Origin of the sequence: Longibacter sp., assembly GCF_051155795.1 — a bacterium.
Lineage (GTDB): Bacteria > Bacteroidota > Rhodothermia > Rhodothermales > Salinibacteraceae > Longibacter.
This window is the reverse complement of record NZ_DAXETW010000008.1, coordinates 21,805-41,229: the sequence shown is the minus strand read 5'-3', so window position 1 is coordinate 41,229 and position 19,425 is coordinate 21,805. Positions and strand designations below refer to the sequence as shown.

The following is a 19,425-nucleotide window of genomic DNA, read 5'->3' as shown; positions in this document are numbered from 1 at the left end:
AAGTCGGAGCCGCTGTGCAGGCCGCGCGCCGCCTCTCGGCACCCGTCAAAAAACGGAGGAACGCGGCGAGCCGCAAGTTACGGTATGCGCAATGAGGAAAGAGCGCGAACGCGGCCTGTTCAGGAGGAAAGGCGTCGAAGAAGAATCCAGTTGGTGTTGGTGCCGGTGCGATACAAGTGGACGGCGAGGTTGACGCGCGGCTGAGTCGGATGGATGATCGTGTATGGAAAGCGCACATCCAGGCGGTTCCGGTCAACTCCGTCCTTGAATCGGCCCCGGAAGAGCGAGTTGTTGGTGCCAGGGGCGAGCGAGAAGAAGAAGTTTCGGTCCGCAAGCGCGTCCCCCGTCGACCCGGACACGCCCGGAAGCGTCCGGGCGGCCGCGTCGTTTGCGTACATGACGCGGCCTTCGTCGTCCACGTGAAGGATACCGACGTCCATGGCGTTGCGCTCGGCTTCAGACATCTGGGATAGCTGCGTCAACCGCTCGCGGTCGAGCACCTCGGGGCCGCTGTCACCGCCACCCTCTTCGGCGACGGCCATATCCAGCGGCGCCTCCCGTTCGGCGTACATGTCTCGCAACTGCTGTTCCATACTCTGAACCAGTTGCACTACGTGTTCCGGGTCGGACACCCCGAGTTCTCGTTCCAGCGTCTCCTGTGCATCCCCTGATGACATCGCACGTCGCTGCTCCTGAAGGGCCTCCTTTTCGGCAGCCAGTTCGTCGAGTTTAGTTTCAAGTTCGCGGAGGCGATCGGGGTCGTCGGGCGCTGCCGGCGCGGTACGCTCCGCGTAGAGCGCTTCCAGCTGCGTTTCCATGCTCTCGATCATCGAGATCGCCTGATCGATGCTTTCGATGCCTCGCTCTGACATTCTTTCTCGATCTGCGTACAGCAACTCGAGCTGCTGCTCCATGCTCGAGATCATGCCGATGACGCTGTCTGCGTCCTCGAGGTTGACCTGGGCGAGACGCTCCCGTGCCTCATACAGCTCTTCGAGCTGCTGGACCAGGCCGTTGACCATCTCGACCACGTCGGCAGGGTCGGAGACGCCAAGTTCGCGCTGGAGCTTGCGCTCGCGTTCTGTTGCTGCCGTGCTGCCGTCTCCGGTTGCTGCCGGCGGGACCGGCTGGTCTGCCTCCCGGTCCTCATACAACTCATCGAGTTGAGACGCCAGACCGCGCACCATCTCGATGACCTCCTCGGATGTCGTCACGCCCAGTTCCCGCTGCAGGCGTTCTTCCCGGGCGAGGAGGCGCTGGAGCTGGTCGAACGTGTCTTCGTCGGCCAGGTCTGCCGTGCGCTCCTCCACACGGAGCTGCGTTTCTTTTTCCTGGTACATCTCGCGGAGCTGCTCCTCCATGCTTTCAATCATCGACAGCGCTTCCGAGGCGCCGTTGATACCAGCATCCACGAGCAGTTCGTGTTGCGATTCCAGGTCGCGGATTCGTTGCTTGATGAATCGGATCTCTTCCTTCGCTTCTGCGGGCTCCTCCGAATCCAGGGCGTCCAGAACGTGCTCCGGGAGCGCGGGTGAACGGCGCAGTTCGCTCAATCGCCCTTCGATTCGATGCAGTAGATCGTAGGCCTCGCTCGAGTCAAGCGCACTCGCGGCAGCGTCTGCGGTCTCCTGCAGGGCGTCAAGCTGGAGTTCCTGAACTTTCGCGATCGCTTCGTCTGCATCCGCCGCATTCAGAATGTCGCAGAGCTCTGCCCAGCGGGTCTGCAGGCGGTCGTGTGAAGAGCGGTCGTCGGGAGAGTCCATGGTGCGATCAATCGAGTACGGTCGGAACGTCGTGCAAATAGAAAGGAGGCCAGCGATCGATTCCTATCCCCTCATGAAAATGGCCGTTCCCCTGGGGCCCGTTCAATTCCGCGACCGTTACACCCGGAGCGGCATATGCTCTCCGACGGGGACCGGGCGAACCGACACCTTCTCGCCCAGGGAGTCGTAGCCCGGGGCGAACATGTGACCGAAGAACGTCGTCTCTATAGTACACTCCTGCCGGACTATTTAGCTGCGCTGCTCCCGTTTCGGTCCGCCCCGATTGCCCGTCCCGTGCTATCACCGAACGACATGTTCTCAGCACGCGTCGTCCATTTTCTGAAGTACGTCCATCGCCGCTTTTGTTGGAGGAACTGTAGCGTACGCATGTTCTCGATGGCGGTTTTGGTCGGGGGCGTGTGCCTGGGTCTGTCAACGGAAATAGCAGCCTGGCTGTTGCTGGCAATTCCGGCGATGGCCGTTGGTCCCGAGGAGGCAGACGTGTCGGATTCCGGTACCCGTGGGCCATCGTTGCATTCGACGGCGCAGGGAAACGGCGCTCCGGACGCTTTCCACGGATCGACACCGGCGGAGCACGCCGTCCCGGTGTCGGAGATGTCGCGTTCGGAGCTCGAGGCGGCGCTCAAGAATGAGCGCGAACTATCTCGCGGCGTTGTACGCGGTCTCGACGGACTGTTCGTGATCGTGAATGAAAACGGCGCGGTACTCCGATGGAACGACGCGTTTGCGAGCGCAGCCGGCATGGCGGGGGGAACCCTCCGCGGTCGTGTGCTGACGGACCTCTTTCCGGAAACCGGTCGGCGACTGGAACTCATCGTCCGGCGAGCACGCACCGAGGGGCGGGCGACGATGCAGGCCGAACTCGTAGGAAGCAGAGGCCACCGCTCGAAGGCGCTCCGGCCCCTGCGGCCGGTCCCGTACGTCCTCGCGGCCACCCGCATCAACAACGCGAGCGACCGCGTCAGCATCAGCGGGACGCGGCTCGATGAGCAAAGCATGGTGCGGCAGGCACTCCGCGAGCACGAGCAGCAGTACCACCTGATTGCTGAACACGTCGCGGACGTGATCTCCCGGCACGCCCCGGACACCACGTGTCTGTATGCGTCGCCATCGACGGCTGACCTCCTCGGGTATGACGCGGAGGATATTGTTGGACGCCGGATTATCGATCTGATTCACCCCGCGGATCGGCCGGTTATGGAGCAGAGCGCTACGGCGGTCCTGGACGGGGAAGTTACGAAGGATCGCGTGCGCCTTCGTCATGCGCGCGGTCATTACATCTGGGTGGAGGTGACCAGTCAGCTTCGATTCGACCCGGCGACGGGCGCACCGCTGGACGTGATCGCCTCGACGCGCGACGTCACCGACCGCGTCTCCGCCGAGCGCGCGCTGCAGGAAAGCGAGTCGCGCTTTCGGCAGATGGCCGAGAATGTGGAAGGCGTGTTCTTCCTGTCGACGCGCACCGACCTGCTCTATGTCAACCCGGCCTACGAGAGCGTCTGGCAGGCGGAAACGTCCGCGCTGTATGACGATCCGCTCTCGTTCCTGGCTCACATTCACCCTGATGATCTGGTGCGTGTCCAGCGCGCCCTTCGGGATCTCTGGCGGCTGGCTCCGGATGAGTCGCTGACGACGGAGTTTCGCCTCAATCTGCCCGACGGGGGGGAGCGGTGGATTCGTTCGGTGTGCTCGCGTGTGCCGATGGAGGGGCAGCCTGATCGGTTCGCCGGTTATGCGGTGAACGTGACCGACCAGAAGCGGCAGGAGGAAGCCACGCGACAGAGCGAGGAACGGTGGCGCCGTCTCGTAGAGTCGCACATGGACCCGATCATGATCAGCATCAACGGGCAGATCCGCTACATTAACCCCAGCGGGGCCGAGCTCTTCGGCGGACGACCGGAAGACCTGATCGGCCGTGGGCTGATGCAGTTTGTGGAGCCCTCGTTTCGGAATGAGGTGAAAGCCCGGGCTGAGCGTGTGTACGCGGGGCACAGCACAGATCCGTTCGAGCACCGAGTCCGACGCCTGGACGGGGATGTGCGAGTTGTGGTGGCCCAGTCGGTGGCTGTTCAGTACGACGGAGAGCCCGCCGCGCAGACGGTGATCCGTGATGTTACCGAATGGCGGCGCGCCCAGAGCAAGCTGGAGTACCGCGTCCTGATGGAGAACCTGATTGTTGACCTCTCGACCCGGCTAATCGACACCGGTTCGGAGATCACCGATGAGACGATCGAAGATGCCCTCGGTCGGATCGGCCCCTTCGTCGGCGCGGACCGGAGCTACGTCTTTCTCGCTTCCGACGATGGCTCGAACTACCGCTACACGCACGAGTGGTGCGCACCGGGCATCTCGCCGCAAAAAGATAAGGCCTCCGACGTGCCGGCGGAGACGTACCCCTGGTTTCACGACCAGCTTCGGAAGATGCGACCGATTCACATTCCGCGCGTCAAGGATCTACCCGACGCGGCGGACGGGTTTCGGGAATTACTCGAGCCGCAGGACATCGAGTCGCTCGTCGTCGTGCCGATGACGGAAGGATCGGAACTGGTCGGGTTCGTCGGGTTCGACGCGGTCCGGCAACCCCGGTCGTGGGAGGAGGAGACGATCATGCTCCTCCGCGTGCTCGGCGACACGTTCGCCAACTCGCTCGCGAGGATGGAGACCGAGCAGGCCTTGCGTGAGCGAGAGGCGCAGTATCGTACGGTTGTCGAAAACGTTCGCGACATCGTGTTTCAGACGGATACCGACGGTTGCTGGACGTTTCTGAATCCGGCGTGGGAGGACGCGACCGGCTTCCCCGTTGAAGAGAGCCTGGGGGAGCGATTCGATGAACATATCGTAAGCGAGCACGTCGATCGTCCCGAGGACACGCGCTCCATCCTCGGCGGGGCAGAAGAAGGACGCTTCGAGGTCCGGTTGCACGGCCGTTACGGGCAACGGTGGATGGCTATGTTCGCGCAGGTCCTCTATGACGAAGACGGGCGCCGAGCGGGTGTTGCGGGGACGCTCCACGACATCACGGAGCGTAAACGCATGGAGCAGAAAACGCGCGACGCTCTTCAGCGAGAGCGCGAGCTAAATAAGCTCAAGTCCAGCTTCGTGAGCATGGTATCTCACGAGTTTCGAACGCCCCTATCGACCATCCGCAGCTCGTCTGAGATGATCGCTCGATTCATTGAGCAGGGGCGAGACGAGAAACGCGACAAGTACCTGCGGCGAATCCGCCGGCAGGTCGACCGGATGACGCGGTTGCTCGGAGATGTGATCACGACCAGCAAGCTCGACGCGCAGAATCACGGGCCGGATCGGGTGAACACCGACCTCCGGTACTTCATGCGGGAGATCGGCGAGGAGATGCGTTCGCACTTCGGACATCATCGTCGCCTGAACATCGAGATCGACGACCTCCCACGCCAGGTGCCGGTGGACCGAGACCTTCTCCATCACATCCTCGGCAATCTCGCCTCCAATGCCCTGAAATACAGCCCTGACGACCAGCCAGTAGACATCAAGCTCACGCTCCAGGACGGAGACCTTCGCCTGCGTGTGCGAGATCACGGTATTGGCATCGACCCGTCGGATGAGCCGCATCTATTTCAGGCATTCTACCGCGGCGGCAATGTCGGCAAAGTGGAGGGCGTCGGCCTCGGTATGACGATCGTTCGCCGGGCCATCGACGTCTACGAGGGATGGCTGGACTGGTCCTCGACCCCTGGCGGCGGGACGACGTTTACCGTTCATCTTCCACTTGATATCGACGGAGCGGCGTAAGCCGCGTGCGAACCGTCGTTGTCAGGCTACCTTTTGCCGTAGCTCTAACGCACGGTTGCATCTGTTGGTCGGCGGGGGCGCGACGGGACGGGGAGGATGATTGTGGAAGAGAAGGGCCCGATAAATACGATTCAAGAAAAAGCGCTACCCGGGCGGAGGAATCCGAGGTCGTATTGAAAAAGGGCAAATCGTTTCCGTAATTACCTTAAATCAGGCGATCCGAACGGCTGACCGGACGTCGAGATGTCGCGGATCTGTTCGTGCTCCATCCGCGATTCGAATACACTCCGTGCAGACAACGCGTGTCGCGCCGCCGGTCGTCCCGGGGGATGCGGCTCCTGCGCTGAAGGCGATGCGCCCGCGGACGACTCTTCACGGGTCCGTTTGAGACGGCAGCCGTTCCTCAAAGACATGCTTCTGTACGTATGAAACTCATCCTTCTTGTCGAAGACGAGCTGGAGCTGGCCGATACCCTTGTCGACGGCCTCGAAACCCACGGCTATCGTGTTCACCACACGGAAGATGCGGAAGAAGCGCTGGTTCAGACGGCGGTGCACCGGTACGACGCCATGATCGTCGACTGGATGCTTCCCGGCATGAACGGGCCTGATCTTATACGGAAGCTCCGGGACAAGGATTATGTTGCGCCGGCGCTGATGCTCACGGTTCGCGACAGCATCGAGGATCGCGTTCAGGGTCTGGAAAGCGGTGCCGACGACTATCTGACGAAGCCGTTCTCTTTCGAGGAGTTGCTGGCGCGGATTCGTGCGCTGTTGCGACGACCATCGGAATGGTCGGCGATCGACGAACTCCGCATCGGCGCTCTGCACATGGATACGGCGACGCGAAAGGTGGAGATCAAGGATGCGCAGGTGGAGCTTCGAAAAAAAGAGTTCGATCTGCTTCGCCTCCTCGTCGAACGCGCACCGGCCGTGGTGTCCCGGACGATGATTGCAGAGCGGGTCTGGGGGTCGGAGTACGTATCCGACAACGCTATCGACGTCACGATCTCCGGGCTCCGCCACAACATGCAGGACGCACAGAACGGCGGTGACGACGACATTCGCCTCGAGACGGTCCGAGGCGTCGGGTACCGCTTACACGCCGACTAACGTCACGGTGAAAATCTCCGTAGGCGTTCATCACCGCCGCGACATCGTGGCGACGGGGAGCTCCGACCGGGGACTGAGATTCAGACCGAGGCACCCTCCAACTACGAACGGCCGGTATCTCGAGTAGCCTTGCGTTCGAGCTCTGCGATTCGGTCGAGTCCATCCCGTAACCGGGCCGAGAGACCGTCGTTTTGTCTCTTGAGGCTGGCGCACTCATCCCGGAGGGACTGATTCTCGTCCGTGAGTCGTTCCATTTCCTCCTGAAGGCGATCGAGCAGGTGGTCGATGCTGCTCGAAGCGTCGCTCTCCCCGGGGTCGGGCTGGCCGGCCTCGACCCACAACTCCAACCGTAGCTCGTCGAGATTGCGGAGTACGGTATCGAAGGCACGTAGCATCGGGAAGGTCTCCGGACCGGCGGAGTGGTGTGCGGTGTCTTCTGGCCCGCCACCCTCGGTCACAGGAGTGCGCGCCATCTCATTTAAGCGCCGCCGCGCCACGCGGACGACGTCGAGCGCGGCATCCAGCGTCTCCACGTTCGCTCTGGCCTGCTGCCGGCGGGCGGCCCGCTCGGCATCCACAGACTGGCGCAGCCGGTCAATCTGGGACGCTGCGTCCATCGTCGATTCTACGCCGTACCGTTCGAGCTGCTTCTGCGCCCGGTAGTGGGTTCTCAGGATTCGTTTCATCGTCCGAATCTGGCGGAGCGCACCGTCGGGATGGCCGGCTCCGAGTTCGCGGCAAAGTACGTCGGTTACGTTCTGCGGGCGTCGGTGGGCGGGTCCGATACGATGCCGGTCGGTACCGTTCACGGCGTTTTTAACGTCTGTGGAAGGGGAGGACAGGGGGGCGGGATCGGTCGCCCGGGGCTATGAGCCCGGTTTAGAACAGAGCACGCGCTACCGCTCTCGGACCAGCACCCAGTTGTTGCTCTGTGTATCGCGGTACAGCCGGATCTCGACGAGCGTGGGGCGCATCTTGTACGTAAACGTGTACGTGAACTGTTCGTCGAGCGACCCGGTGCGGACGCCTTTCTTGAAGCGGCCCTGAAAGATCCGATTGTTCGCGCACGGGGCCAGTTGGTTGAAAAAGTTGCGCCCGATGGCGTCCTCCGGCGAGACGCCGGAAAGTTCCGATTCGTACTGGTTGTAGAACTCGACATTCCCGCCGTCGTCAACGCGCACGATACCAAACGACGCCGCGTGCAGCTGGTCGTCGCTGGACCGGTGCAGCTTTTCTCCGACATTCTCGCTGTCGAAGTCGAGGAACGCCTTCGAACCGTCTGGATTTTCCGTGGGCTCCGGATCAGCGGACGTGTCGGAGGACGGTTGGGGCGTCAACCCACGGTCTTTCAGGAACGAGTACAAGTCCCGCGAGGCGGAAGTCATGGGACGGAAAATCGATCGGTTCTGGGGACGTCCGAATTACGGCATCGCCGGCCCGGCGCGCGATTCCGCCGGCCATGGATGCGCGGTCCGTAGAAGCCGGGCGGGTACCGGCCGAACGCGCATCCTCCGCACCATCGAGTCAGCGTTTCTGGACGAATATCCAGTTCTGTCCGTCATTATCGCGGTAGAGACGAACTTCGACGAGGGTCGGCCGCATCTTGTACGTGTAGGTGTAGGTGAAGCGCTCGTCCATCTCGCCTTTTCGCACGCCGTCCTTAAACCGACCCCGGAAGAGGCGATTGTTGCTGCATGGGGCAAGATCGTTGAAAAAGTTTTGTCCGAGGGCCTCTTCCGGATCGACGCCGCTCAGGTCAGACTCGTATCGGTTAAAGAACTGGACGATGCCGTCGTCATCCAGACGGATGACGCCAAAGTCGACGCGGTTTAGCGTCTCTTTGTCTGCGTGGGCGAGCCTCGGCTCCAGGTCCTCAGCACCGAACGACAATTCATCGGAGGCGGAGTCGCTGTCGCGATCACGGTCATCGGAGTCGTCTACGGCGCGCAACTGCGGTTCGGTGTCGTCGTCGGCGGCATCGGCGTCCGCATCGGACGAGACGAAGTCCTTCGACCGGAGGAAGGAGTAGAGGTCACGGGCGGGGTCGGGCATGAAGCTGGGTCTGGATGGTGCGGAGGCGAAAAGGTGTACGTCACAGGAGCGAAAGAGCCATGTTTGCGGCTGGCCGCCGGCGTCTTCGACAACAACCGGTGCGGACAAACCACCGGGGGTACGGGCCCGGAATTGCGTGCTATCACATGGCACTGAAGAGGAGCCACTGCGCATCGCTATCGGGCTTGGAATGCAGGTGGACCATCAGAACCTTCGGTCCCTGGCCCGGACTGATGAAGGTATAAGGAAAGCGTGCATCCATCGCCCCCTGGTTCAGTCCTTCTTTGAATCGACCGAAGAAGAGATTATTGTTGGTACTCGGCGCGAGCTCGTAGAAAAAGTTTTTCCCCAGGATTGTGGTTTTGTTTTTCCGTCGTCTGAGACCTGGAAGCTCCAGACCGGTCTCGTTGACGAACTGCACGACGCCGCGATCGCTGAGCCGGATCACGCCAATGTCGAGATCGTCGAGTTGGTCGCTGCTCATTTCTTCCAGGCGTGAGAGGGTAGATGCTGGCACGAACGCGGGAGCGGCATCGATGAAGTAGCCGGGATGGTCGCCGTCGCTCGCGCCTGGGGATGGGGTCGCCTCAGACGATGATGGTAGCGAGGGGTCGGCGGATCGCGCGCTGCCTGCTCCCGATGCGTCTCGGACGAGGGAGAGGATCCCTTCCACGCCGGAGACGCCCAGTTCGCGTTCGAGCCGGTCGAAGCGCTCGCGGCACTCTGCGGAGGCCCGGGCAAGTTCGGATCGCTTTTGCTCGAGTGTTTCAATACGTTTGGCCGCCTCGTCCGCGCTGCCGTATCCGAGATCGATCAGGCGTTCCTTTTCTTTGTAAAGGTCGCGGAGCTGCTGCTCCATGCTCGCGAGCATGACCGATGCATCCTCTTCGGCTGCGTGTTCATCCACGAAGGCCTGCACATCTTCGCTCAGATCCTCAACGCTTTCGCGGTCGCGATACAGGTCGTCCAGCTGCGTGGCGAGTCCCTCGACCATTTCGATGACGTCATCGGCAGAGGAGAGACCGAGTTCGCGTTCCAGTTTCTCCTGTTCAGCGTAAAGCGCCTCGAGCTGCTGGAACGTGTCCTGTCCCTCGTCCAGGGCGCTGGCCCGGCGCGTGGTCGATTCCCGCTCCTGATACAGCTCTTCAAGCTGATCCTGCATGCTGGCGATCATGGAGATGGCGTCGTCCACAGATCGGAGACCGACATCGTTGAGTGCTTCCCGCTCCTGTTCGAGCTCGGCTATCTCGTCGTTCATCTCCCGGGCCATTCGTGCGATCTCCCGGGCTTCCTCGCCGGAGCGAACGCCGAGTGCGTCCTCGATGGCGTCGAGCTGCTGGGCCGCCGATGTGCTCTGCTCCCTTTCCCGGTATAGATCAGCGAGTTGCTCCTCCATGCTCCGGATCAGGGCGAGAACGTCTTCCGTGGACGACGTGCCCGTCTCCTCGAGCATACCGGCCTGCTCGGCCTGCATCTCGCGGATTTCCTCGTGTAGTGAGCGCACCGCGTCCGCGAGTTCGCGCGCTTCCTCCGGTGTTGTAACGCCGAGAACAGACTGCACAGTGCCGTACTCGTCCGCCGCCTGGCGCGTCGCTTCGCGGTCCTCGTACAGTTCCACGAGCTGCTCTTCCATACTGTCGATCATCTGCAGCGCGGTTTCGACCGTGAGGCCGGCCTCGACGAGTTTCTCCTGATCCTCCGTGAGCCGGTCCAGCTGGTTGCTCATGGAGTGGACGAGGTCGGCCAGTTCGTGCGCCTCATCCGGTGTACCAACACCCAGGATCTCGAGCACCTCGCTTTCGGCCTCGGCGGCGGGATCGGCCGCCCCGTGTCGCGATGCTGTGAACCCGGCCTGCTCGATGATTTCCCCGTCGGCTCGGCCCTCGGCCCGATCCTGGTACAGGTCGACGAGCTGTTCTTCCATCGTGTCGATCATGGCGATGGCTTGCTCGGCAGTCAGCCCCGCTCGATCCAGCTTCTCCTGCTCTTCGGTCAGCCGTTCGAGCTGATCGGTCATGTCCTGCACGAGGAACGCCAGCTCTTCGGCCTCATCGACCGACGTGACGCCAAGGACGCGGCCGATGCCCGTCGCCTCCGGTTCCGATGCATCTGTCGTTTCGGCTTCCGCTGCCTCTGGCGCTACCAGACGCCCGCGAAGGGCACGGACCTCTTCCTCCACGACGCGAATACCGTCCAGGACCGTCGAATCATGAGGCGTCTCGGCGGGGGGAGAGGCGTCCTCGCCGGAAACGCCGAGGCCGGCCAGGGTATTGCCGATCGATGCGACCGTTTCCCGGAGATCGCGCGCCTCCTGGTGCGACTGGATTCCGAGGACGTTGCCAACCTCCGGGTCGAGGCTTTTCCCTACGTATGCGTACAGGTCGACGAGCTGCTCCTCCATGCTGTGAATCATCTCCAGCACACCGTCCACGTCCTCCACGGACAGCTCCGTTCCGACGCGAGCGGGCTCGCTCCGATATTGTTCGAGGCGTTCTCCCATCACACGCACGGTGGATACGAGCTCGCGCGCTTCGGATTCTGTACGGACGCCGAGGATGTCGCCAACCTCGGGTGCAAGGCTGTCCTGCTGGTGTTCGTACAGGTCCACCAGCTGCTCTTCCATGCTTGCGATCATCTCAAGGACGCCGTCAGCTGTCCGGACCCCCGTCTCCTCATTGATGCGCTCTCGTTCTGCGTGGTAGGCCTGGACGCGGTCGCCGAGGGAGGTGACCATCTCGGCCAGTCGCTTCGCATCGTCCAGCGTCTGAACGCCGAGCACCTCGGTCACTTCATCGGGAATCGATGCACCGTTCGAGGTTGCGTCCTCATTCCGCTCGCGCTCTACTGTAGAGAGGCGCTCGTCCATCTCGTCCACGAGCGCGCTAAGATCGTCTGCCGAGTCGTCGTGGTCGCTTGGATCGTGATCCGAGCCGGCAAGATCGCCCAGGCGGGCGTGAAGTTGTCGAATTGCGTGGACCAGATCTTCGGCTTCCCCGATCGTGGACACGCCAATCATGTTGCGTATGGTCGTGGCCGCATGGAAGACGGATGTGTCCGGCTTGGATTCGTCGCTCTGCAGCTTCTCCCGTAGGGTATCGATCTCCTCCAGTGCCTCCGACGTCTGCGTGTACCCGGCCTCCACCAGGATTTCCTTCTCGCGGTAGAGGTTTTCGAGCTGTCGGTTCATGCTGTCGACCCGCTTCATTCCCTCCTCGACGCTCGCCACGCCGAGCGCCTCGAGGAGTTCTTCCGTCTCGCGGTGCAGTTCCTTGAAGGCGGTTTCGACCCCTTCCTCGCCCTCTTCCTCCAGTTGCTCGACGAGTTGCGCGTTTCGTTCACGAAGCTTGCGGAGACGCTCATTCAACTCGCGAAACACCTCCTCGACCTCGCTGATCGTCACGAAACTCTCCTGCGGACGCGCCGCCTCCTCGTCGATGCGGTCCATGTTCTTTTTGAGTGTACGGACGCGTGGGAGCACCTCCTCGGGATCGGATGTGCCGAGGACGTCGCAGAGTTCAGACCACTCATTGGCAAGCCAATCGGACGGAGGCGTGGGCGCCGCCGCGTTGGAATCTTGTCGGTCAGCCATCAGATTCGGTTCGAGTGCACAAGAGGTTGAAGGGAGTCGCCGGCCGGTCAAGTTCACCGGCCGGATGCCCGCGATCGGAGAACGGGGTCGCGCTTGGTTCGGGGCGGCGCGCAACGCCGGGCATTGACCCGACACGGGACGAGGTCAACAGGGTCTTTGTATGGGGTGCACGGAGGGTCGATCCGTACGATCTCGCGTCCCGATGCGCGGCCCGATCTCCATAGCACCCGGCGACGGTGACGATGGACAAAAAACATGCCCGATCGTCGCTACAAGGCGTTCTCTGGGACCTCCGAGGACCCACTACGGTCGCGTACGAACGTGGCCTCAGGCGGACCCACCTTCTGAGAGCGGGGACTGTAACCAATTCGGTATGTGTCGGCTACATGATCGAAACGTAGAATCCTGTAGAATGCGAGTCGTGTTTGGCAGTGTAGTTTTCGCATCAACCGCAGGATTTGCCCGGTGTCCTCCTCCGACCGTTCGACCGCCAATGACGTTCGCCACTACCGATTCATCAGAAAAAGTAGCATCCGTTCATTCAAAGATCGAGTCAGCCCTTCGCGGCGAGCTTGACGAGAAGTGGGGTATGGTTCTGGACGAGTGGCCGGACGCGGCGCAGTCGCAGCGAAAAGCCGTGCGCGCTTACGTATCCGGGCTCCGCAACCGGATGTACCGGACCTTGATGGAAATTGACTCCCTGGAGGAGTTGGAGCGGGGTGTGGGCATTCAATACGTGGAGGTGAAGGCGCACTGGATGATGCTGAACACGCAGATTCAACACCAGACCGATCGTAATGGCCGCGCCGCTGATGATCTGATCTACCGGGCAACGTGCGTAAGCCTTATTGTGCAGGCGCTGGAGCCGCTGCTCAGCCAGACCCGAGTGGATTCCCTCACAAACTTCCTCGCGGAGCCCTTCGACGAGTAAGTTCGCGTGGTGTCATCTGCGGGCAGACGATTCTTCCGCATCCTGCCGTCCGCTCGATCAATTGTACCGGACGGTTCCAAGTCCAGCATGGTCGAACAGGTCGAGCCAGTAAAACTTTACGCTCTGCGCACCGGTCTTGGTTGCCAGCGGCCCCATGACGACGCGCACCGTCACCCCGTCGAGGTGTTCGCGCCTTAGCACCATATGTTTGCTGAGCGCCTGTGCGTCCTTCTCGGCCCACGTCTCTGCTTCGGATCGGCCGGCGGGTGCCCTTCGGTCGAAATTCCGCCTATCGCTACCGGGCATGCTTTCAAACATGTCGCTGAAGTAGTAGATGGCGGCATTGCTGGGGTCCGCGATTTCCTCACTTGCTACGCCAAGCGTACCCCAGAGATCGGTCCATCGGGCAAACGTTCCACCGTCGAGTGATCGAAGGAAGCTCGTGGCTTCCGCCGTCAATCGGCGGAGTTCCTCCTGCTGGTCTTTCCTGAACCGTGCCGCTTCCAGTGCCCGTTCATCGGCGAACGGTTTCTCCTCGATCGGTCGAACGTCGTTGGTGAGCTCCAGGCGGGGAGATTTACTTAGCGTCTTTTCGTGCACCACGAAAAGAGACAGCCGGTCCCCGGAGCGCTGCATCCGCTGTCGAATCATGTGACGCAGTGAATCGGCGAAGAGGGCCTTCGCGGCGGGAAATGCACCTGCACTGGTGCTACCATCTAAAAAGACGAGCGTCGTTCGGCTCTCCGGGACGGGCGTCGTAGTGTCCTGGTCGCCCCTGCAGCCGCTGAGTAGCAAGAGCGCGACGGCCACGACGGTTTGAAAAATTGCGGCGGGGGGGGGAACGCATCGGTCGAGTGGGGACGGCGACTTGGTGAGGGAAAGTGGCATTGATGGGTGGAGGAGAGAGGGTCGTCAGGGAGACGCACCGGACCATTCGATTTCGATCTGCTTCGAAGTGCGTGTCCGGGCGAGGGGCTATGCTGTATTGACAGACTGCCATTCGTCGCACAAGGCATCAGGAGTCATGACGAAGGATGTCCCGAAGTGTCTCGTCAGGGTGTTTCGTCGGCTGCACTGTGTTCGTCCGGCGATGGTGACGGTCCGCCGGGACGGGATACGTCCGGGTGACCGTCCCCGCCGAGACCTGCCGATCCGTCCGTTGCGCGATCGGCGGGGTGAAGGCCGGCCTGGCCCTGTGCATGGCTACGACGATACATGGCGTCGAGACGGTCGCAGGAAGACCGCGCAATGTTGTCCATGAGCGTCTGCTCCCGCTCTCGCAGATCGGACCGCCGTTCCAGCAGATCGGCTGTTGTCGGCAACGCGTCGAGCGAGTGGCGCGCGGTTTCCTGCGCCACATCGAGGTCGCCGAGCTCCTGGCGAATCTGTGCAAGACGATCGGACGTGGCCTCGCGTTGTTGCGATAACTCCCGGTGCGTCCGATGGAGCGACCAGCGCAGGTGATAAGCGTCGCGAAAGTGACGGAGCCCGATTCCGAGGCATACTGCGCCGGCGAGAGCGAACAGGACGCCTGATAGGACGAACGCCCAGTACCCGAGCGGGCTTGCAATCAGGGATTGCTGAAGCATTCCGACCTGTGCTTCGATCTCGGCGATCCGTCCCGGATCCTGCGTCTGAAGCAGCTCGGTCGTCAGCCGCTGCATTTTCGTATTGCTAACGAACGCCGTCGACCGGAAGGCGCCGAGGATCCAGAGGGTGGCGAGAGCCCCCGTTGCGCACACGGAGATCGTCGCGGTGAACCAGCCCGTCCGACCGTCCCAGTACCGGTCTTCGACAAGTCGATCGTACGCCGGTTTAACGAGGATGGCGAGCATCGCAAGTCCGATGGCGAACACCCAGGGTTCGACGGTTCCAGGCAACTTGAGCGCGTTGGCCACGATCTCGCGCGACATGATGACATCGCCGGCGATAAAGAACACCCCGGCGATGGTGTACAGCGTGGCGTACAGGACGGAGCCCCGCTTTTTCTTCGCGAGTTGCTCCTGTTCCGTCGCCTCGATGCCCGTCTCGAGATTCCTGTGCCGTTGCTGCAGACGTGAGGCCTCCCGGGTAAGGTGCCGCGTCCGGGCCGCTGCCGCCGTGCGTTCGCGCGCGAGTCGCCGGACATCGTCGATCTGCTGCGCGACGTTTCGGAGTCGATCTCGAACCACTTCAAGGCGACCCTCGAAGCGCTGCTTCGCAGCCTCGTGGTGCAGGGCGCTCGTAAACAGTTCCGGGTCGACATTGGCTATACCGTCCGTTCGCCCCGCGCGGACGACGGACGCGTTTACTACCCGCGAGTGTGATGAGGACGTGTCGAGGGTATCGGGTTTATCCGGCGCTGCCGTTTCAGCGTCGATGGATGTGTCCGTGGACATGACCGTGTCGAATGAGACTGAATGGGGGCGGGGGCCTTCACGCACGTGTGACGGCATGAACCTGCGGAGTGTCGAGTGTCCCGGCCCCGTCCGGGATGTCCGCGCTGTGCAACCGGTTGCCGTCGGTGATCCCGTCTGAGCGCGGGGAATGCGAGAGCTATGGGACGTCTGGCGACACGACATCGGCCATGACGGCTTGGACGTCGAAGCAGGGGCGAGAGGACGCGGGGCGCGGCGAGAACGCGAAAGAAGGAAATGAGCCGTTTCCATTTGTCCGCGTCGCATGGCTTCAAAACAAGAATAGGGCGGGATCTGCCCACCGGCAAATCATTTGTCATGCCCGTTACGAAGCCGCGTAGGGGCGGGGAGACCGTTTCAATACCGGGCCTGTGCGTCGTAAGCGGCTCCCAACATTCTTCCCGATCGCCGTCCGCTTCCTCCGTGGTCCACACCGGCAGATGGGCGGCTTGAAGTTTGATCCGCAATGCGGTAGTTGTGGAAGGATTGCTCAGGCCGCTTTGGCGCGGTCTGATCCATCGTATCGTTACTGTTCACTGGATCAATGTGCCCTCTGTCATGGGAATGAATAGCGACCGACTGCGTCACCTGAAGGACGAGATGGAAGAGCTCCGAGCTGCTCATCGCAAACGGATCCAGGAACTTCGAGACGAGGTGCGCCGGTCGACGGAGGGTCTTGCAGATGAACTCTCCCGGTTTCGTGCCACCCTGGAAAAAACGACAAAGGAGGACCGTCGTCACAGGAGTGAACGCATCGCCCAGATTCGGGCAGAGGTCAAAGAAATTAGTGCGGACGTCGCGGTCCAGCTCGAGTCATTCCGTGAGTCCATGGCGGCGGAGGCAGAGCGGGCACGCGCCGAGCGGCCGAACGTCATGCGGGAAACGCGAGCGTTTGTCAACAACGTCCGGCGGGCGGTCGTGGACTTGACGGCTGGGTTTGCCGACGAGCGCCGCCGTCGCTACGGCGAGGACGCCCGGCAACGATCGGAATTCCTCGATGGGGTAAGGGCCTCCGTGTCTGAACTGCTCGCCGGATACCGCGCCGAGCGGTTGCAGCGAGAGCAGGCGCGAGCAGAGGCCGTGGCAATCCCCGGCCGTGCCCCGTTTCCGGGTCGGGCTCGTGCATCCGCACCGGCGGCGGAAGTCCCCCGCGATGACGCCGGCGCAGGTAGCAAAAGTGCCGGCGCAGGGGAATTGAGCAGGGTAGCTGCACCGCCCGACGACACAACACGTGACGACGCAACACCCGACGAGGGCGGCTCCCGGCTCGCGGCCGTAATGGATCAGGCGCGACAGGAGTCGGCAGAGCCTTCGGACCCCGCCGAGGCCACCGGCGATGAGGATGGCATTGACAACCTCGCCGTCATTCAGGGGATCGGCCCCAAGATGGCCTTTCGCCTACGCGAGCAGGGCGTTCACACGTTCGACGATCTGGCCGGGGCGACTGCGGACGAGATACGCGAACTGATGGGAGGCTTGCCATCCTTTGCCGATGTTGACGCGTGGATCGAGCAGGCGGAGGAGCGTGCCTCGACCTGACGCAGCCGACCTCTTGTCTCCCGCATGTCGTGCCCGATTATGTTTCTTATCGACGATCTTCTGCTGGCCCCTTTCAAAGGCATTCGGTTCATTGCTGAATCCGTACATGATGCCGCCGAGGACGAAATTGCGAATCGGCGCACGGCACTCCGCGATGAGTTGAACGAGCTGTACATCCAGCTCGACATCGGCGAAATCACGGAGGAGGAATTCGACCGGCGAGAGGAAGAGGTTCTTGACGCCCTGGACGCACTGGAAGAGGCGCGGTCCACGCTTGATGGGGAAGATGGACCGGCCGCGTCATCGTAATGTCCGTTCGCCGTAGTCTCACCGAGAGTCCAGCAGGTATGTCCGTTGAATTGCCCGTACTGAGCGAGCCACCCCGACTCCTGTGGGTCGTCGGGAAGGGAGGGGTCGGAAAAACAACGGTGGCGAGCGCACTCGCGCTTACGCTCGGTTCGCGACACAGAACGCACCTCCTATCGACGGATCCGGCTCACTCAATCGGAGATGTTCTCACGCCGGCATCACCAATTCGACTTTCCGTGGAGGAAATCAATGCCGCGGAACGCACGGACTCCTTTCGCGCAGCACACGGTGACGTCATCGCCTCCATCATCGAACGCGGGACCTTCTTCGTAGAGGACGAGGTCAGCCGTCTCCTGGAGTCGTCGTTCCCGGGAATGGACGTTGTAATGGCATTCCTCCGGCTCACGGATTATCTGCCGGGTGGCGGTGACACGTCCGCCGATACCGTCATCATCGACACGGCACCGACGGGTCACCTGATGCGCCTTCTGGACACGCCCGGGCGGTTTCGGAGCTGGCTCGATGTGCTCGATCAGATGCTCGCAAAACACCGCTACATGCGATCGGTCTTCGGCGGAGGCGGGCGGGATGAGATGGATACCTTTCTGGATGACATGTACGACCGGACCGACCGCTTCGAATCCGCCGTGTGCGACGAATCGCTGTCCCGGGCGGTGGTGGTAATGCGCGCCGAGCCGGTTGTCCGACGCGAAACGCAGCGTCTCTGCTCTCATCTCGCCGATCGGGACGTATCTCTGGCCATGCTGGTCGTCAACGAGGTCGCGGGTGACGTTATGCCGAATTTGGCGCCCGGCGTTCCCTGTATCGCTGTACCGCGCCGCTCCGAACTGCGAAGCACCGACCCCGCGACACGCCGGCGTGCGCTCGACTCGTTCTGGAACGCTGCCCGACCCTGCGCCGAGGTATCGGACGAGACAGAACCGGAGGGGGTCGAGCGCTCACGGCCTATCCAGGTCGAACGCCCGGTTGCACTACCTTCTTCCCGGATTATCATGGTCGCGGGGAAAGGTGGCGTCGGAAAAACGACGCTTGCCGCTGCAACGGCGCTGGAAGCGGCACGGCGCGGGGCGTCGGTGCTGCTGGCGTCGACGGATCCCGCCCATTCCCTGTCGGATATTTTCGAGTCCGGCGCGGACAACGGCCTGGATGTCGGCACTGGGCGCGTGCACGTCATGGAAATCGACGCCGAGGCTCGGTTTGAGGCCCTTCGCGACCGGTACGCCGCAGAAGTGCGCCATTTCTTTGACGAAGCAGGTGGCAAACGCGTCGACTTGCCGTACGATCGTGCCGTTACGGAAGCCCTGATGGATCTCGCCCCGCCCGGGATCGACGAGGTCATGGGGTGGCTCGCCATCATGGAGTTTGTTGACGACGATGCCTATCATAGATGCGTCATCGATACGGCACCAACCGGTCACTTCCTGCAGCTGCTCGTGATGCCGCAGGTCTTTGTCGAATGGATCCGGGTCTTCTTTCGAATTCTCCGCGCCCATCAGGATATTCTGCATCTACCGGATTTGACGGATCGGCTCGTCCGCGTGTCGAAGCAAACCAAGGCGTGGACCCGACGGCAGAATCATGCAGAGATCCGCTACGTCGGCGTTGCCACACCAGAACCGGTTGTACAGGCCGAGACATCCCGGCTCGTCCAGCAGGCGGCCGAGGCCGGTGCGGGGATGGCTTTTCTCGCCGTGAACCGAGTAACCCCGCCGGACACTCGTGGCCCGGCCGAACAGGACGTGCTCACGTCCATCGACGCGATGTTGACGCCGGATGATTCCCGTGCGCGGCCGCTTCCACCCCGGGTGTACCGGACATCTGAGCTTCATCGCGTGGATCGTCTCAAAACGCTGGGGCAACGCCTCTACGCTGACGCTTCGTGATGCGCCGGCGCGCGTCACACCGCTTCGCTTCTTCCTTC

13 protein-coding genes are annotated in these 19,425 nt (G+C 62.2%); 6 read left to right on the top strand and 7 right to left on the bottom strand.

The genetic code is table 11. The features are described from left to right. Positions 1-119 precede the first annotated feature (119 nt). Complete coding sequence (locus ACFCU0_RS01535) at positions 120-1,763, bottom strand: hypothetical protein (protein WP_434971895.1); 1,644 nt, start codon at positions 1,761-1,763, stop codon at positions 120-122. A gap of 396 nt (positions 1,764-2,159) precedes the next feature. Between ACFCU0_RS01535 and ACFCU0_RS01530 the strand changes: the two genes are divergently transcribed. Next, positions 2,160-5,555, top strand: coding sequence for a PAS domain S-box protein (locus ACFCU0_RS01530; protein WP_434971894.1), 3,396 nt, complete (start codon positions 2,160-2,162; stop codon positions 5,553-5,555). A gap of 425 nt (positions 5,556-5,980) precedes the next feature. Beyond that, positions 5,981-6,667, top strand: coding sequence for a response regulator transcription factor (locus ACFCU0_RS01525; RefSeq protein WP_434971893.1), 687 nt, complete (start codon positions 5,981-5,983; stop codon positions 6,665-6,667). A gap of 101 nt (positions 6,668-6,768) precedes the next feature. On the opposite strand, the gene ACFCU0_RS01520 is transcribed toward ACFCU0_RS01525, so the two are convergent. The 4 genes from ACFCU0_RS01520 to ACFCU0_RS01505 all read right to left on the bottom strand — a co-directional run bounded on the left by ACFCU0_RS01520 (position 6,769) and on the right by ACFCU0_RS01505 (position 12,308). After that, complete coding sequence (locus tag ACFCU0_RS01520) at positions 6,769-7,476, bottom strand: hypothetical protein (protein ID WP_434971892.1); 708 nt, start codon at positions 7,474-7,476, stop codon at positions 6,769-6,771. A gap of 87 nt (positions 7,477-7,563) precedes the next feature. Then, complete coding sequence (locus ACFCU0_RS01515; protein ID WP_434971891.1) at positions 7,564-8,052, bottom strand: PAS domain-containing protein; 489 nt, start codon at positions 8,050-8,052, stop codon at positions 7,564-7,566. Between the two features lie 139 nt (positions 8,053-8,191). Then, positions 8,192-8,719, bottom strand: coding sequence for a PAS domain-containing protein (locus ACFCU0_RS01510; RefSeq protein WP_434971890.1), 528 nt, complete (start codon positions 8,717-8,719; stop codon positions 8,192-8,194). 142 nt (positions 8,720-8,861) lie between these two features. Continuing rightward, complete coding sequence (locus ACFCU0_RS01505) at positions 8,862-12,308, bottom strand: hypothetical protein (protein WP_434971889.1); 3,447 nt, start codon at positions 12,306-12,308, stop codon at positions 8,862-8,864. Positions 12,309-12,801: 493 nt separating this feature from the next. Here ACFCU0_RS01505 and ACFCU0_RS01500 point away from each other — a divergent pair, with 493 nt between their 5' ends. Then, a complete protein-coding gene (locus ACFCU0_RS01500) occupies positions 12,802-13,239 on the top strand; it encodes a hypothetical protein (RefSeq protein ID WP_434971888.1) in 438 nt (145 codons plus the stop codon). A gap of 57 nt (positions 13,240-13,296) precedes the next feature. Here ACFCU0_RS01500 and ACFCU0_RS01495 read toward each other — a convergent pair whose 3' ends face one another. Continuing rightward, a complete protein-coding gene (locus ACFCU0_RS01495; protein ID WP_434971887.1) occupies positions 13,297-14,127 on the bottom strand; it encodes a hypothetical protein in 831 nt (276 codons plus the stop codon). 164 nt (positions 14,128-14,291) lie between these two features. Next, the gene (locus ACFCU0_RS01490; RefSeq protein WP_434971886.1) at positions 14,292-15,617 is read right to left on the bottom strand and encodes a hypothetical protein; all 1,326 of its coding nucleotides are present in this window, start codon (positions 15,615-15,617) and stop codon (positions 14,292-14,294) included. 576 nt (positions 15,618-16,193) lie between these two features. Between ACFCU0_RS01490 and ACFCU0_RS01485 the strand changes: the two genes are divergently transcribed. The 3 genes from ACFCU0_RS01485 to ACFCU0_RS01475 are packed head-to-tail and all read left to right on the top strand — an operon-like array spanning position 16,194 to position 19,387. After that, on the top strand, positions 16,194-17,174 hold the full coding sequence (locus ACFCU0_RS01485) for a helix-hairpin-helix domain-containing protein (protein WP_434971885.1): 981 nt from the start codon (positions 16,194-16,196) through the stop codon (positions 17,172-17,174). A gap of 39 nt (positions 17,175-17,213) precedes the next feature. Beyond that, entirely contained in the window at positions 17,214-17,483 is a 270-nt protein-coding gene (locus ACFCU0_RS01480) for a gas vesicle protein GvpG (RefSeq protein WP_434971884.1), read from the top strand. Between the two features lie 38 nt (positions 17,484-17,521). Further along, complete coding sequence (locus ACFCU0_RS01475; RefSeq protein ID WP_434971883.1) at positions 17,522-19,387, top strand: ArsA family ATPase; 1,866 nt, start codon at positions 17,522-17,524, stop codon at positions 19,385-19,387. Positions 19,388-19,425 lie beyond the last annotated feature (38 nt).